Origin of the sequence: Pseudomonas sp. DTU12.3, assembly GCF_004124275.1 — a bacterium.
Classification (GTDB): Bacteria; Pseudomonadota; Gammaproteobacteria; order Pseudomonadales; family Pseudomonadaceae; genus Aquipseudomonas; species Aquipseudomonas helmanticensis.
In genome coordinates this window covers 4,326,013-4,340,272 of sequence record NZ_CP027218.1, presented here as the reverse complement: position 1 = coordinate 4,340,272, position 14,260 = coordinate 4,326,013, and the positions used below count along the sequence as shown (strand labels likewise).

Genomic DNA, 14,260 nt, shown 5'->3' with positions numbered 1-14,260 from the left:
CCGTCTGATGGCCGGCAAAACGCTCTACGACAAGCTCTGGGATTCGCATTTGGTCAAGCAGCGCGACGATGGCTCGGCGCTGATCTACATCGATCGTCACATCATTCACGAAGTGACCTCGCCGCAAGCCTTCGAAGGCCTGCGTCTGGCCGGGCGCAAGCCTTGGCGCATCGATGCCAACATCGCGACTCCGGACCACAACGTACCGACCACCCCAGAGCGCAAGGGCGGCATCGCAGCGATTGCCGATCAGGTCTCGCGTTTGCAGGTTCAGACCCTCGACGACAACTGCGATGAATACGGCATCGTCGAGTTCAAGATGAACGACGTGCGCCAAGGCATCGTCCACGTGATCAGTCCGGAGCAGGGCGCGACCTTGCCGGGCATGACCGTGGTCTGCGGCGACTCGCACACCTCGACCCACGGCGCGTTTGGCGCGTTGGCCCACGGTATCGGCACTTCCGAGGTCGAGCACGTGCTCGCTACCCAGTGCCTGGTCGCGAAGAAAATGAAAAACATGCTGGTGCGCGTTGAAGGGCAATTGCCGTTCGGCGTGACCGCCAAGGACATCGTCCTCGCGGTGATCGGCAAGATCGGCACCGCCGGCGGTAACGGCCATGCCATCGAATTCGCTGGCAGTGCGATCCGCGACTTGTCCGTTGAAGGCCGCATGACCATCTGCAACATGTCCATCGAAGCCGGCGCCCGCGTTGGCTTGGTGGCAGCGGACCAGAAGACCGTCGATTACGTGAAAGGCCGTCCGTTTGCACCGAAAGGCGCGGAATGGGACATGGCCGTCGAAGCCTGGAAAGACCTGGTGACCGACGACGACGCCAAGTTCGACACCGTGGTTGAACTCGACGCTGCGCAGATCAAGCCACAAGTCAGTTGGGGCACTTCGCCCGAGATGGTCTTGGCCGTTGACCAAAACGTGCCGGATCCAGCGAAAGAAATGGATCTGGTCAAGCGCGACTCGATCGTCCGTGCCCTGAAATACATGGGTTTGACTGCCAATCAGGCGATCACCGACATTCAGCTGGATCGCGTGTTCATCGGTTCCTGCACCAACTCGCGGATCGAGGATTTGCGCGCTGCGGCAGTCATTGCCAAGGGCCGTAAAGTCGCTTCGACCATCAAGCAAGCGATCGTGGTGCCGGGCTCGGGTCTGGTCAAGGCTCAGGCCGAGGCCGAAGGTCTCGACAAGATTTTCCTCGAGGCCGGTTTCGAATGGCGTGAGCCGGGTTGCTCGATGTGCCTGGCGATGAACCCGGACCGTTTGGAGTCCGGCGAACATTGCGCCTCGACGTCCAACCGTAACTTCGAAGGCCGTCAGGGCGCCGGTGGCCGTACCCACCTCGTCAGCCCGGCCATGGCGGCGGCGGCAGCGGTGAACGGTCGTTTCATCGACGTTCGCGAATTGATTTAAGGAGCGCAGCATGAAAGCTTTTACTCAGCACACTGGTCTTGTCGCGCCTTTGGATCGTGCCAACGTCGACACCGATCAGATCATTCCGAAACAGTTTTTGAAGTCGATCAAGCGCACCGGTTTCGGCCCGAACCTGTTCGACGAGTGGCGTTACCTCGATGTCGGCCAGCCGTATCAGGACAATTCCAAGCGCCCGCTGAACAAGGACTTCGTCCTCAACGCCGAGCGTTATCAAGGCGCCAGCGTGTTGCTGGCTCGCGAGAACTTCGGTTGCGGCTCCAGCCGTGAACACGCGCCGTGGGCGCTGGAAGAATACGGTTTCCGCAGCATCATCGCGCCGAGCTACGCCGATATCTTCTTCAACAACAGCTTCAAGAACGGTTTGCTGCCGATCATCTTGAGCGACGCGGAAGTCGATGAGTTGTTCAAGCAGGTCGAGGCCGAGCCGGGCTATCAATTGCAGGTCGATCTGCAAGCGCAGACCGTGACGCGTCCGGATGGCAAGGTTTACAGCTTTGAGATCGATGCGTTTCGCAAGCATTGCCTGTTGAACGGTCTGGACGATATCGGTTTGACCTTGCAGGACGGTGATGCGATTGCGACGTTTGAGGCCAAGCATCGGGTTAGCCAGCCGTGGTTGTTCCGCGACGCGTGATTGATTCGAGATTGATGTAGTCAGGGCCGGCCCCTTCGCGAGCAGGCTCGCTCCCACATGGGAATGCATTCCAAGGTGGGAGCGAGCCTGCTCGCGAAGGCGGCAGCCCAAACAGCACAAATATCAGGATGTGACCATGACCAGCACCGCCCAACACACCCAGGTCGTACAAAAGCAATTCGGTGAACAGGCCGCCGCCTACCTGAGCAGCGCCGTTCACGCTCAAGGCACCGAATTCGCGCTGCTACAGGCTGAGCTGGCCGGGCAGGGCGAGGCTCGGGTGCTGGATCTGGGTTGCGGCGCCGGTCACGTCAGTTTCCACGTCGCACCGCTGGTCAAGGAAGTGGTCGCTTACGACCTGTCGCAGCAAATGCTCGATGTGGTTGCCGCCGCTGCCGTTAATCGCAACATCAGCAACATCGCCACGGTCAACGGCGCCGCCGAGCGTCTGCCGTTTGCCGATGGCGAGTTCGACTTCGTGTTCAGCCGTTATTCGGCGCATCACTGGAGCGATCTCGGCGTGGCCCTGCGCGAAGTGCGCCGGGTGCTGAAGCCGGGCGGTGTGGCGGCGTTCGTTGATGTGTTGTCACCGGGCAGTCCGTTGTTCGACACTTACCTGCAAAGCGTCGAAGTGCTGCGCGATACCAGCCATGTGCGCGATTATTCAGGCGCTGAATGGTTGCGTCAGGTCAGCGAGGCCGGTTTGCATGTGCGCAGTACCACGCGCCAGCGCCTGCGTCTGGAATACACAAGCTGGGTTGAACGCATGCGCACACCCGAAGTGATGCGCGCGGCGATCCGTCAGTTGCAGCAGTCGATGGGCAACGAAGTGCGCGAATATTTTGAGATTGATGCCGACGGCTCGTTCAGTACAGATGTGATCGTACTGATGGCTGAGCGCTAAGAATTTTTCCGGGCGCGCCTAAGATGGCGCACCGACTGAAGACACGAGGAAAGCATGAGCAAGCAGATTCTGATTCTCCCAGGTGACGGTATTGGTCCGGAAATCATGGCCGAAGCGGTCAAGGTGCTGGAGCTCGCCAACGACAAGTACAGCCTGGGTTTCGAGCTGAGCCATGACCTGATCGGTGGCGCTGCCATCGACAAGCACGGCGTGCCGCTGGCCGACGAAACCCTCGACCGCGCCCGTGCTGCCGACGCCGTGCTGCTGGGCGCCGTCGGTGGTCCGAAATGGGACACCATCGAACGTGACATCCGCCCTGAGCGCGGCCTGCTGAAAATCCGTGCGCAACTGGGCCTGTTCGGCAACCTGCGTCCGGCGATTCTGTACCCGCAACTGGCCGAGGCTTCGAGCCTGAAGCCAGAAATCGTTGCCGGTCTGGATATCCTGATCGTCCGTGAGCTGACCGGTGGCATCTACTTCGGCGCACCGCGCGGCACCCGCACCCTGGAGAACGGCGAACGTCAGTCCTACGACACGCTGCCGTACAGCGAAAGCGAAATCCGCCGCATCGCTCGCGTCGGTTTCGACATGGCCATGGTGCGTGGCAAGAAGCTCTGCTCGGTGGATAAGGCCAACGTGCTGGCGTCCAGCCAACTGTGGCGTGAAATCGTTGAAGAAGTGGCCAAGGATTACCCGCAGGTCGAACTGAGCCACATGTACGTCGACAACGCCGCCATGCAGTTGGTGCGCGCACCGAAGCAGTTCGACGTGATCGTCACCGACAATATGTTCGGCGACATTCTGTCCGACCAGGCGTCGATGCTCACCGGTTCCATCGGCATGCTGCCGTCGGCCTCGCTGGACACCAACAACAAGGGCATGTACGAGCCTTGCCACGGTTCGGCGCCGGACATCGCCGGTAAAGGCATCGCCAACCCGTTGGCGACCATTCTGTCGGTATCGATGATGCTGCGTTACAGCTTCAATCTGCAGGACGCCGCCGATGCCATCGAAAAAGCCGTCAGCGTCGTGCTCGATCAAGGTCTGCGCACCGGTGATATCTATTCGGCCGGTTGCACCAAAGTCGGTACGCAGGAAATGGGCGACGCAGTAGTCGCCGCGCTGCGGAATCTGTAATCTCTCGGGCCCGCTGCGAAATTCAATACAAAGCAGCGGCCCACTTTTCAAGAAGGTGTAGTTGCGATGAAACGTGTAGGTCTGATCGGTTGGCGCGGGATGGTCGGTTCCGTGCTCATGCAGCGGATGCTGGAAGAGCAGGATTTCGATCTAATCGAGCCGGTGTTTTTCACCACTTCCAATGTCGGTGGCCAAGGCCCGTCCGTGGGCAAGGACATTGCTCCGCTCAAGGATGCTTACAGCATTGACGAGCTGAAGACCCTCGACGTGATTCTGACCTGCCAGGGCGGCGACTACACCAGCGAAGTGTTCCCGAAGCTGCGCGAAGCCGGCTGGCAGGGTTACTGGATCGACGCGGCCTCGAGCCTGCGCATGAACGATGACGCAGTGATCATTCTCGATCCGGTCAACCGCAAGGTTATCGACCAGCAGCTCGACGCGGGCACCAAGAACTACATCGGCGGCAACTGCACCGTCAGCCTGATGCTGATGGGCCTGGGCGGCCTGTTCGAAGCGGGTCTGGTCGAGTGGATGAGCGCCATGACCTATCAGGCGGCCTCCGGTGCCGGCGCGCAGAACATGCGTGAACTGATCAAGCAAATGGGCGCGACCCACGCCGCTGTCGCCGATCAACTGGCCGATCCGGCCAGCGCGATCCTCGACATCGACCGTCGCGTGGCCGACGCCATGCGCAGCGACGCGTACCCGACCGAAAACTTCGGCGTACCGTTGGCCGGCAGCCTGATCCCGTGGATCGACAAGGAACTGCCGAACGGCCAGAGCCGCGAAGAGTGGAAGGCCCAGGCCGAGACCAACAAGATCCTCGGTCGCTTCAAGAGCCCGATCCCGGTCGACGGCATCTGCGTGCGCATCGGTGCCATGCGTTGCCACAGCCAGGCGCTGACCATCAAGTTGAACAAAGACGTGCCGATCGCCGACATCGAAGGGCTGATCAGCCAGCACAACCCTTGGGTCAAACTGGTGCCGAACCAGCGCGATATCAGCATGCAGGAGCTGAGCCCGACCAAGGTCACCGGCACCCTGAATGTTCCGGTCGGTCGTCTGCGCAAACTGAACATGGGCTCGCAGTTCCTCGGCGCGTTCACTGTTGGCGACCAGCTGCTGTGGGGCGCGGCCGAGCCGCTGCGTCGCATGCTGCGGATTTTGCTTGAGCGTTGATCGTTTGATGCAATGAAAGAACCCGCGCCTTGAAAGAGGTGCGGGTTTTTTTATGCCTTGGATTTCTCGGTTGCCTGGTGTGGCCCCTTCGCGAGCAGGCTCGCTCCCACAGGGGGAATGCATTTCAAATGTGGGAGCGAGCCTGCTCGCGAAGAGGCCGGTACTGTCGCCGCAAATCCCGGCAGAAATTGCCTGTGCGGCGGTCACCCGGTAAAGTGCCGCTCCCCCCGTTTCGCCAGAGGCTCGCACCATGACCCAGACCCTAGATATTGCCGTAATCGGCGCCACCGGTACTGTCGGCGAAACCCTCGTACAGATTCTCGAAGAGCGCGACTTTCCGGTCAGCAATCTGCACCTGCTGGCGAGCAGCGAATCCGCCGGCAGTTCGCTGCTGTTCCGCAACAAGAACGTGCGCGTTCGCGAAGTCGACGAGTTCGATTTCAGCAAGGTCAAACTGGTGTTCTTCGCCGCCGGCCCGGCGATCACTCTGAGCTATGCCGCCCGCGTGCAGGCTGCCGGTTGCTCGCTGATCGACCTGTCCGGCGCGTTGCCGGCCGATCAGGCGCCACAAATCGTTCCGGAGGCCAATGCCGCCCGGCTCGCCGGTTTGAAGGCGCCGTTCCAGGTCAGCAGCCCAAGCCCGTCGGCCACTTCGCTCGCCGTGGTGCTGGCGCCGCTGCTTGATCTGCTCGACCTGCAATCGGTGCATGTCACCGCCAATCTGGCCGTTTCCGCTCAGGGCCGCGAAGCCGTTACCGAACTCGCGCGGCAAACCGCCGAGTTGCTGAACATGCGCCCGCTGGAGCCGACCTTCTTCGATCGGCAGATGGCTTTCAACGTGCTGGCACAGGTCGGTACGCCTGACGCGCAGGGCCACACGCTGCTGGAAAAACGTCTGGTGCGCGAGTTGCGCCAGGTGTTGGCGCTGCCTTCATTAAAGATTTCCGCAACTTGCGTTCAAGCCCCGGTGTTTTTTGGCGATAGCTTTAGCGTGACCTTGCAGTCAACGCAGGCTGTCGACCTGGTAAAGGTCAACGCCGCACTCGAAGATGCGCCGGGTATCGAGCTGGTCGAGGCCGGTGATTATCCGACTGCGGTCGGTGACGCAGTGGGTCAGGATGTTGTCTACGTCGGGCGCGTGCGCAGTGGCGTCGACGACCCGGCGGAACTTAATCTGTGGCTGACGTCAGATAACGTACGCAAAGGTGCAGCCCTTAACGCTGTGCAGGTGGCTGAATTGTTGATAAAAGACCTGCTGTAAAAGATACTTGGCAACAATTTGTCGACTGATTCTAGGTGAGCGCTATGCTTGCCCGGAGCGCTTGATAACGTGTCACCCTCCGGGACTTTCCGGGGCATCAAAGAAATGATCGCGCGCGACATCTGTCGTCGTCGCGCGCAATGCCTTACGGCAGCGACAATCAATATCTTCTCGCTGGCCGAGGAACGTTCAAACAAAGGATGAGGCTATGGTTCAAGTTCGCAAACTGGTGTTAGCAATAGCGGCCGCCTCGGCGCTGTCCTCCGGTATGGCGCATGCCCTCGGGCTCGGGGAGCTGACCCTGAAGTCGACCCTGAACCAGCCGCTGGTGGCTGAAATCGAGCTGCTCGACGTCAAGGATCTCACCGCTGCCGAAGTGGTGCCGAGCCTGGCTTCAGCCGAAGATTTTGCTAAGGCCGGCGTTGATCGCCAGGCCTTCCTCAACGATCTGACCTTCACCCCGGTGCTCAACGCCAGCGGCAAAAGCGTGCTGCGCGTGACGTCGAGCAAGCCGCTGTCGGAACCGATGGTGAAATTCCTCGTGCAGGTGATGTGGCCGAACGGCCGTCTGCTGCGCGACTACAGCGTGCTGCTCGATCCGTCGAAGTTCTCGCCGCAGACCGCTGATGCCGCCGCGCAACCGGCACCATCGCAGACCATCGCTGCGCCGACCACGGGCGCCACGCACCCGACGCAATACACCACCACGCCGCGCGATACCCTCTGGGAAATCGCCGCGAAGGCGCGCACCGGCGGTTCGGTGCAGCAGACCATGCTGGCGATTCAGGCGCTCAATCCGGACGCGTTCATCGGCGGCAACATCAACCGCCTGAAAACCGGCCAGGTTTTGCGACTGCCGGACGCGGTGCAAAGTACCGCGTTGCCGCAGAACAAAGCCATTGCTGAAGTGGCGGCGCAGAACGAAGCCTGGCGTCAGGGCCGTCGTTATGTGGCCAAACCGGGCAGCGGCCAGCAGCAGCTCGATGCGACCAATCGCGGCCGGGCGAACACTGGTGCTGCATCAAACGCTCAGGACAACCTCAGCCTGGTCTCTGCCGAAAGCGCTAAAGGTCGCGGCAAAGGCGCGGCGGGCGACGCCAAGGCGTTGAGCAACAAACTGGCGGTCACCCAGGAAAGCCTCGACACGACCCGTCGTGACAACGAGGAACTGAAAAGCCGCATGACCGATCTGCAGAGTCAGTTGGACAAACTGCAAAAGCTGATCGAGCTGAAAAACAATCAACTGGCGAAGTTGCAGGCCGAAGGTTCGGGCGCAGCGCCAGCGGCGAATGGTGCGGCAGCAGCGGTTCCGGCGATCACCGCCGAATTGGCTGCCACGCCACCTGCGACGCCGGCAGACGCTGCGGCGGCATCGCCGACGCCTGAATCGGCGATCGCACCACCGGTCGAGACACCGGCCGAACCGGTGGTCGCGCCGACACCTGCGGTCGATGACGAGAAGACGTTCAACGAACTGCTGACCAACCCGATCCTGCTGGGTCTGATCGGTGGCGGTGCGGTGGTGCTGCTGCTCCTGCTGTTGTTGCTGGCACGTCGCCGCAAAGCTCAGCAGGAAGCCGAGAAGCACGTGCGCATGGCGCGTGCGCTGGCCGAAGAGCAAGAGTTCTCCGCCGAACAGGATCTGCCGGAAAGCAGTTTCGAAGGTCTGGAAACACCTGCCGCCAGCGTCAAACTCAATACTCCGGCACCAACCCCGGCCCCGGCTCCTGCGCCGGTCGTGGCACCCGTGGTAATGGCCGAACCGATTGCTGCGCCGCTGGTAGCGCCGGCCGCCGAGCGTTCTGATGACGTGCTCGACAAGGCCCAGTCGCACATCAATGCCGGTCGCCTGAATCAGGCTGCGGCGTTGCTGGAGGAGGGCGTCAGCCTTGAGCCACAACGCAGTGACCTGCGCCTGAAACTGATGGAAGTCTACGGCCAGCAAGGCGATCGCGATGCGTTCGTCGGCCAGGAGCGTCAGTTGGTGGCCAACGGCGACAACTTTGCCAAGGTCGAAGAACTGAAAAGCCGCTTCCCGGCCATGGCCGTCGTCGCTGCTGCCGGTCTGGCCGCTGCCGCCGTTGCTGCCGAGCTGGACGCGCAATACGTCAAGGACTTGCTGCTGGATGAGCCTGAAGCACCGGCGCCGGCACCAGTGGAAGACGATCTGGACAGCGCGTTTGACCTGAGTCTGGACGATCTCGACAACATCACGCCGGTAGAACCTGCGCCAGTTGTTGAGCCTGAAGCGCCGGTCGAGCTGGACGAATTCCCGTCGGACGACGATCTGAGCTTCGAATCGGTGCTGCAACAGCAGACCGAGATCAAAGAGAACCTCGACGATTTGTCGGACTTCGACCTCGATCTGGACCTCGGTGCTGATCCGGCTCCAGCTCCAGCGGTTGACCTGGCGGACGACGATTTCCTGCTGGATCTGGACGAGGGCGTGAAAGACCTGTCGCCGGTAGAACCACCGGTCGTGGCCGACTTGCCGCAGGATGATCTGGAATTGCCGGCCGATTTCGACCTGTCGCTGGCAGACGAAATGGACAGTAACCCGGCGGCGGAGCCTGATGCCTTCTCAGCGGAGCTGGATGACGTCAATGCTGAGCTCGATCGCCTGTCGCAATCGGTTGCCGAGCCGACCTTCACCGAAGCCGATGCGGCGATGGGTGACGATCTGGGCGAAGACGATTTCGACTTCCTTGCCGGCACCGATGAAGCGGCGACCAAGCTCGATCTGGCTCAGGCCTACATCGACATGGGCGACAGCGACGGTGCGCGTGACATCCTCAACGAGGTGTTGACCGAGGGTGACGAGAAGCAGCGTGGCGAGGCCAAGGAAATGCTCTCGAGCTTGTAATCAGTCCAGCGGTAAACGAAACGGCAGCCCACAAAGGCTGCCGTTTTTTTTGGTTTTCAAGGTCAAAAGATCGCAGCCTTCGGCAGCTCCTACAGGGGAATGCGGATTTCTGTGCAGGAGCTGCCGAAGGCTGCGATCTTTTGATCCTGAGGCCTTATAATGCCCGCCTTTGCAAAAACAGCAGGCTGTCCCACCTTGGCAAACATAGATAACCCGGTCGCCGAACTGGCCCCCGACGGCTTTTACCGCGTTGCACTAGGCGTTGAGTACAAAGGCTCGCGCTACAGCGGCTGGCAGCGTCAGCTGACGGGTGTGAAGACGGTGCAGGAAGAGCTTGAAAAAGCCTTGTCGAAAGTCGCCAATTCGCCGGTTTCGTTGCAGTGCGCCGGGCGCACTGACGCCGGCGTGCATGCCTGTGGGCAAGTGGTGCATTTCGACACTCAGGTCGATCGTTCGCTGAAAGCCTGGGTGATGGGCGCCAATATCAATCTGCCCCATGACATCAGCGTCAGTTGGGCGCGGGTGATGCCGGCGCATTTCCATGCGCGGTTCAAAGCCATTGCCCGGCGTTATCGCTATGTGATCTACAACGATCAGATTCGCCCGGCGCATCTCAACGAAGAAATCACCTGGAACCACCGTCCGCTTGATGTCGAGCGCATGGCCGAGGCGGCGCAGCACCTGATCGGTACTCACGATTTCAGTGCGTTCCGCGCCGGTCAGTGCCAGGCCAAGTCGCCGATCAAGAAAATGCATCACCTGCGCGTGACCCGTCACGGCAAGATGATCGTGCTCGATATCCGCGCCAATGCCTTCCTGCATCACATGGTGCGCAACATCGCCGGGGTATTGATGACCATTGGCGCGGGTGAGCGTCCGGTCGAGTGGATGAAGGAAGTCCTCGAAAGCCGTGAGCGCCGCTCCGGTGGGGTGACCGCGCATCCGTACGGCTTGTATCTGGTGCAGGTCGAGTATCACGATGAGTTCCCGTTGCCCGAGCGTTTTGTCGGGCCACATTTCCTTACGGGTTTCTCCGAACTGGACGGCTGACGCCCTCGAACGCTTTTGTTACCATCCGGGACTTTCCCGGATTTTGCCTTGGAGTTTTTCTCGAAATGTCAGCCGTTCGCAGCAAGATCTGCGGGATTACCCGCATGGAAGATGCGCTGGCCGCCGTCGAGGCCGGGGCGGATGCGATCGGATTCGTGTTTTACGCCAAGAGCCCGCGCGCAGTGTCGGTGCAACAAGCGCGGGCGATCATCAAGGCGCTGCCGCCGTTTGTGACCACGGTGGGCCTGTTCGTCAATGCCAGCCGCTGCGAGTTGGGGGAAATCCTCGACGCCGTGCCGCTGGACTTGCTGCAGTTCCATGGTGAGGAGACCGCCGAAGAGTGCGAAAGCTGGCATCGTCCGTACATCAAGGCGCTGCGGGTCAAGGCAGGCGATGATATCGCTGCCGCCGTCGATGCTTACCCGAGCGCCAGTGGCGTTTTGCTCGATACCTACGTTGAAGGCGTGCCCGGCGGAACCGGCGAGGCGTTCGACTGGTCATTGATTCCGCAAGGCTTGAGCAAACCGCTGATTCTGGCGGGTGGTCTGACGCCGGAGAATGTCGCAGGCGCCGTGGCGCGGGTAAAACCGTACGCGGTAGATGTCAGCGGCGGGGTAGAAGCGAGCAAGGGCATCAAGGATCACGCAAAGATTCGCGCATTCATTAACGCCGTAAAAGGAATATAGGAACCTGCCGGTTCCGATATTGATGTGACGGCTGGCAGTCTGCCGCCGTCCATCAATGCACTTGCACAAAGCAGGCGCGGCTGAGGGTTTCTGGAGGGCACGCAGGTCATGTTTCGCGCTGACCGTGGTCACCCAGACACCATCGCCACACACATGAATTTAGCTGAAGGGCATACGCGGGGTTGCGAACCAGAGCGTTCGAACCGCCGGTACTGGAGAAAGAAAGCATGAGCAACTGGCTAGTAGACAAACTGATCCCTTCGATCATGCGTTCCGAGGTCAAAAAGAGCTCGGTGCCTGAAGGTCTGTGGCACAAATGCCCGTCTTGCGAGGCTGTGCTGTATCGCCCGGAGCTGGAAAAGACCCTGGACGTTTGCCCTAAGTGCAACCACCACATGCGCATCGGCGCACGTGCGCGTATCGACATTTTCCTCGATGCCGAAGGTCGCAACGAACTGGGCGCCGATCTGGAGCCGGTTGACCGTCTGAAATTCCGCGACGGCAAGAAGTACAAGGATCGCCTGGTCGCTTCACAGAAGCAGACCGGCGAAAAAGATGCGCTGATCTCCGTCAGCGGTACTCTGCTGGGCATGCCGGTTGTGGTTTCGGCCTTTGAATTCGCCTTCATGGGCGGTTCGATGGGTGCCATCGTCGGTGAGCGCTTCGTACGCGCTGCCAACTACGCACTGGAAAACCGTTGCCCGATGATCTGCTTCGCCGCTTCCGGCGGTGCACGCATGCAGGAAGCACTGATCTCGCTGATGCAGATGGCCAAGACTTCGGCTGTACTGGCGCGTCTGCGTGAGGAAGGCATTCCGTTCATCTCCGTGCTGACCGACCCGGTCTACGGCGGCGTTTCCGCCAGTCTGGCGATGCTCGGCGACGTGATCGTCGGCGAGCCGAAAGCCCTGATCGGTTTCGCCGGTCCGCGTGTGATCGAGCAAACCGTGCGCGAAAAACTGCCGGAAGGCTTCCAGCGCAGCGAATTCCTGCTGGAGCACGGTGCAATCGACATGATCATCCACCGTCAGGAACTGCGCCCGCGTCTGGGTAACCTGCTGGCACAGATGACTGGCAAGCCGACGCCGAAATTCGTCGCGGCGCCAATCGAGCCGATCGTGGTTCCGCCGGTACCTGCTGGCCTATGACCGAGCGCACCCTTGGCGAATGGCTCGCCTACCTTGAGCAGTTGCATCCGTCGGCCATCGACATGGGCCTGGAGCGTTCGCAACAGGTAGCGTCCCGTATGGGGCTGGGCCAGCCGGCGCCTCGGGTGATTACGGTCACCGGTACCAACGGCAAAGGTTCGACCTGCGCATTCGTGGCTTCCTTGCTGCGGGCGCAGGGCCTGAGCGTTGGTGTCTACAATTCTCCGCACCTGCTGCGTTACAACGAGCGGGTGCAGCTCAATGGCGTCGAAGCCACTGACGCGCAGTTGTGCGAAGCCTTTGCTGCGGTCGAGGCCGGGCGTGGCGACACTTCCCTGACTTACTTTGAAATGGGCACCCTGGCGGCGTTCTGGCTGTTTCAACAGGCAAAACTCGACGCTGTGGTGCTCGAAGTCGGTCTGGGCGGGCGTCTGGACACGGTCAACGTGGTTGATGCCGACATCGCGCTGGTCACCAGTATTGGTGTCGATCACGCCGATTATCTGGGCGACACCCGTGAATCCGTGGCTTTCGAGAAGGCCGGGATCTTCCGTCAGGGCAAGCCTGCCCTGTGTGGCGATCTGAATCCGCCGCAACCGTTGCTCGACAAGGCGCGTGAGCTGGCCTGTCCATTTTTCCTGCGGGGTCGTGATTTCGATCTCGGCATCACTGATCAGCACTGGCAATTGCGCGGTACCGATGCGCAAGGACAGGCAGTTGAGCTGGTTGACCTGCCGCTGCTGGATCTGCCGATGGAAAACGCCGCGCTGGCGTTGCAGGCTTACTTGTTGCTTGGTTTGCCGTGGAATGCGCAGCAGATCGTCGCTGCTTTGCAGGCGACTCGCGTGGTCGGTCGTCTCGATCGCCGCTCGTTCGAGTGGAACGGCAAGCGCCTGAATTTGTTGCTGGATGTTGGTCACAATCCGCATGCTGCCGAGTATCTGGCCCGTCGTCTGGCCTCGCGGCCACCGGTGGGCAAACGCCTGGCGGTGTTTGGTCTGCTCGCCGACAAGGATCTGGATGGTGTTGTCGGTGAATTGAATGCTAGTGTCGAGCACTGGGCGGTGGCGCCGCTGGATTCGCCGCGTGCGCGCCCGGTGGCTGAATTGCAGGCGGCATTGCAGAACCTTGGCGCGTCGGTCACGTCTTACGACAGTGTCGCGGCTGCGCTGGAAGGGCAGTGCGCCGTAGCGACCAGCGACGACGAGATTCTGTTGTTCGGATCATTTTATTGTGTCGCCGAGGCCCTTCAATGGCTGGCCCGGCGCTCCACGGAGGAAGCGGCAAATGGCTTTGCTGGATAAAGCGTACAAGCAGCGCATGGTTGGCGCGTTGGTGCTGGTGGCGCTGGCGGTGATTTTCCTGCCGATGCTGTTTTCCCGTCAGGATGAGCAGCGTCAAGTGACTGTCGAAGCCCCGGCCGCACCACAGGCGCCCGTTGTGCCGCAGGTGCAAATGGAAACGGTGGCCGTGCCTGAACCGCAAGCCTTGCCGCAAGAGCCAGTGCCAACGGATGAAGAAGTCGCCGAAGACACGGCGCCTGCTGCGCCCGTTGCAGCGACCCCGACGGCGCCCATCATGATCACCAAGCCTGCTGCGCCGCCTGCGGTGGCCAAGTCGATTCCGGCGCCTGCCCAGCCAATCGCGGCTGCGTCGAGCAAGCCTGATACCACGCAAAGCCGCGTCGATGCCAACGGCCTGTCGGTGAGCTGGTCGGTGCAACTGGCGAGCCTGTCGAGTCGTGCCAGTGCCGAGAGCTTGCAGAAAACCCTGCGCAGCCAAGGCTATAACGCGTATATCCGTTCGGCCGACGGCAAGAATCGGGTGTTTGTCGGGCCGCTGATCGAGCGCTCCGAAGCCGATCGTCTGCGTGATCTGTTGGGTCGGCAGCAGAACCTCAAGGGTTTCGTCGTGCGCTTCCAGCCTGAGCGTGGCTGAAAACTATCGCCTC

General features: G+C 61.0%; 12 protein-coding genes. All 12 read left to right on the top strand.

All coding sequences use genetic code 11. From position 1 onward, the window contains the following. Positions 1–7: 7 nt before the first annotated feature. Positions 8–1,426 carry a 3-isopropylmalate dehydratase large subunit gene (gene leuC / locus C2E19_RS19770; protein ID WP_129394717.1) on the top strand — a complete coding sequence of 473 codons (1,419 nt, stop codon included), beginning with the start codon at positions 8–10 and terminating at the stop codon, positions 1,424–1,426. 10 nt (positions 1,427–1,436) lie between these two features. After that, positions 1,437–2,081: a 3-isopropylmalate dehydratase small subunit gene (leuD, locus tag C2E19_RS19765; RefSeq protein WP_007913445.1), complete on the top strand. Its 645-nt coding sequence runs from the start codon at positions 1,437–1,439 to the stop codon at positions 2,079–2,081. 136 nt (positions 2,082–2,217) lie between these two features. Next, positions 2,218–2,985 (top strand): class I SAM-dependent methyltransferase, encoded by a 768-nt coding sequence (locus C2E19_RS19760; RefSeq protein WP_129394716.1) that lies wholly within the window; start codon positions 2,218–2,220, stop codon positions 2,983–2,985. A gap of 54 nt (positions 2,986–3,039) precedes the next feature. Then, positions 3,040–4,122: a 3-isopropylmalate dehydrogenase gene (gene leuB, locus C2E19_RS19755; RefSeq protein ID WP_129394715.1), complete on the top strand. Its 1,083-nt coding sequence runs from the start codon at positions 3,040–3,042 to the stop codon at positions 4,120–4,122. Positions 4,123–4,188: 66 nt separating this feature from the next. Then, positions 4,189–5,301, top strand: coding sequence for an aspartate-semialdehyde dehydrogenase (gene asd / locus C2E19_RS19750; RefSeq protein WP_129394714.1), 1,113 nt, complete (start codon positions 4,189–4,191; stop codon positions 5,299–5,301). A gap of 250 nt (positions 5,302–5,551) precedes the next feature. Further along, the gene (locus C2E19_RS19745) at positions 5,552–6,562 is read left to right on the top strand and encodes an aspartate-semialdehyde dehydrogenase (RefSeq protein WP_129394713.1); all 1,011 of its coding nucleotides are present in this window, start codon (positions 5,552–5,554) and stop codon (positions 6,560–6,562) included. A gap of 208 nt (positions 6,563–6,770) precedes the next feature. Beyond that, positions 6,771–9,425, top strand: a complete 2,655-nt coding sequence (locus C2E19_RS19740; protein ID WP_129394712.1) for a FimV/HubP family polar landmark protein — start codon at positions 6,771–6,773, stop codon at positions 9,423–9,425. A 159-nt stretch (positions 9,426–9,584) separates the two neighbouring features. Then, a complete protein-coding gene (gene truA, locus C2E19_RS19735) occupies positions 9,585–10,475 on the top strand; it encodes a tRNA pseudouridine(38-40) synthase TruA (protein WP_372238451.1) in 891 nt (296 codons plus the stop codon). Positions 10,476–10,540: 65 nt separating this feature from the next. Further along, on the top strand, positions 10,541–11,161 hold the full coding sequence (locus C2E19_RS19730; protein ID WP_129394710.1) for a phosphoribosylanthranilate isomerase: 621 nt from the start codon (positions 10,541–10,543) through the stop codon (positions 11,159–11,161). Positions 11,162–11,388: 227 nt separating this feature from the next. Further along, positions 11,389–12,309 carry an acetyl-CoA carboxylase, carboxyltransferase subunit beta gene (gene accD / locus C2E19_RS19725; protein ID WP_129394709.1) on the top strand — a complete coding sequence of 307 codons (921 nt, stop codon included), beginning with the start codon at positions 11,389–11,391 and terminating at the stop codon, positions 12,307–12,309. Beyond that, entirely contained in the window at positions 12,306–13,613 is a 1,308-nt protein-coding gene (gene folC, locus C2E19_RS19720) for a bifunctional tetrahydrofolate synthase/dihydrofolate synthase (RefSeq protein WP_129394708.1), read from the top strand. Before accD ends, folC begins: the two co-directional genes overlap by 4 nt. Next, on the top strand, positions 13,597–14,247 hold the full coding sequence (locus C2E19_RS19715) for an SPOR domain-containing protein (protein WP_129394707.1): 651 nt from the start codon (positions 13,597–13,599) through the stop codon (positions 14,245–14,247). The genes folC and C2E19_RS19715 overlap by 17 nt, the downstream gene beginning before the upstream one ends. The last annotated feature ends 13 nt before the right edge of the window (positions 14,248–14,260 follow it).

Bases quoted from the DNA above. Each gene is read 5' to 3' on its own strand.
- leuC (WP_129394717.1), top strand. From the start codon at position 8: ATGGCCGGCAAAACGCTCTACGACAAGCTCTGGGATTCGCATTTGGTC.
- leuD (WP_007913445.1), top strand. From the start codon at position 1,437: ATGAAAGCTTTTACTCAGCACACTGGTCTTGTCGCGCCTTTGGATCGT.
- C2E19_RS19760 (WP_129394716.1), top strand. From the start codon at position 2,218: ATGACCAGCACCGCCCAACACACCCAGGTCGTACAAAAGCAATTCGGT.
- leuB (WP_129394715.1), top strand. From the start codon at position 3,040: ATGAGCAAGCAGATTCTGATTCTCCCAGGTGACGGTATTGGTCCGGAA.
- asd (WP_129394714.1), top strand. From the start codon at position 4,189: ATGAAACGTGTAGGTCTGATCGGTTGGCGCGGGATGGTCGGTTCCGTG.
- C2E19_RS19745 (WP_129394713.1), top strand. From the start codon at position 5,552: ATGACCCAGACCCTAGATATTGCCGTAATCGGCGCCACCGGTACTGTC.
- C2E19_RS19740 (WP_129394712.1), top strand. From the start codon at position 6,771: ATGGTTCAAGTTCGCAAACTGGTGTTAGCAATAGCGGCCGCCTCGGCG.
- truA (WP_372238451.1), top strand. From the start codon at position 9,585: ATGCCCGCCTTTGCAAAAACAGCAGGCTGTCCCACCTTGGCAAACATA.
- C2E19_RS19730 (WP_129394710.1), top strand. From the start codon at position 10,541: ATGTCAGCCGTTCGCAGCAAGATCTGCGGGATTACCCGCATGGAAGAT.
- accD (WP_129394709.1), top strand. From the start codon at position 11,389: ATGAGCAACTGGCTAGTAGACAAACTGATCCCTTCGATCATGCGTTCC.
- folC (WP_129394708.1), top strand. From the start codon at position 12,306: ATGACCGAGCGCACCCTTGGCGAATGGCTCGCCTACCTTGAGCAGTTG.
- C2E19_RS19715 (WP_129394707.1), top strand. From the start codon at position 13,597: ATGGCTTTGCTGGATAAAGCGTACAAGCAGCGCATGGTTGGCGCGTTG.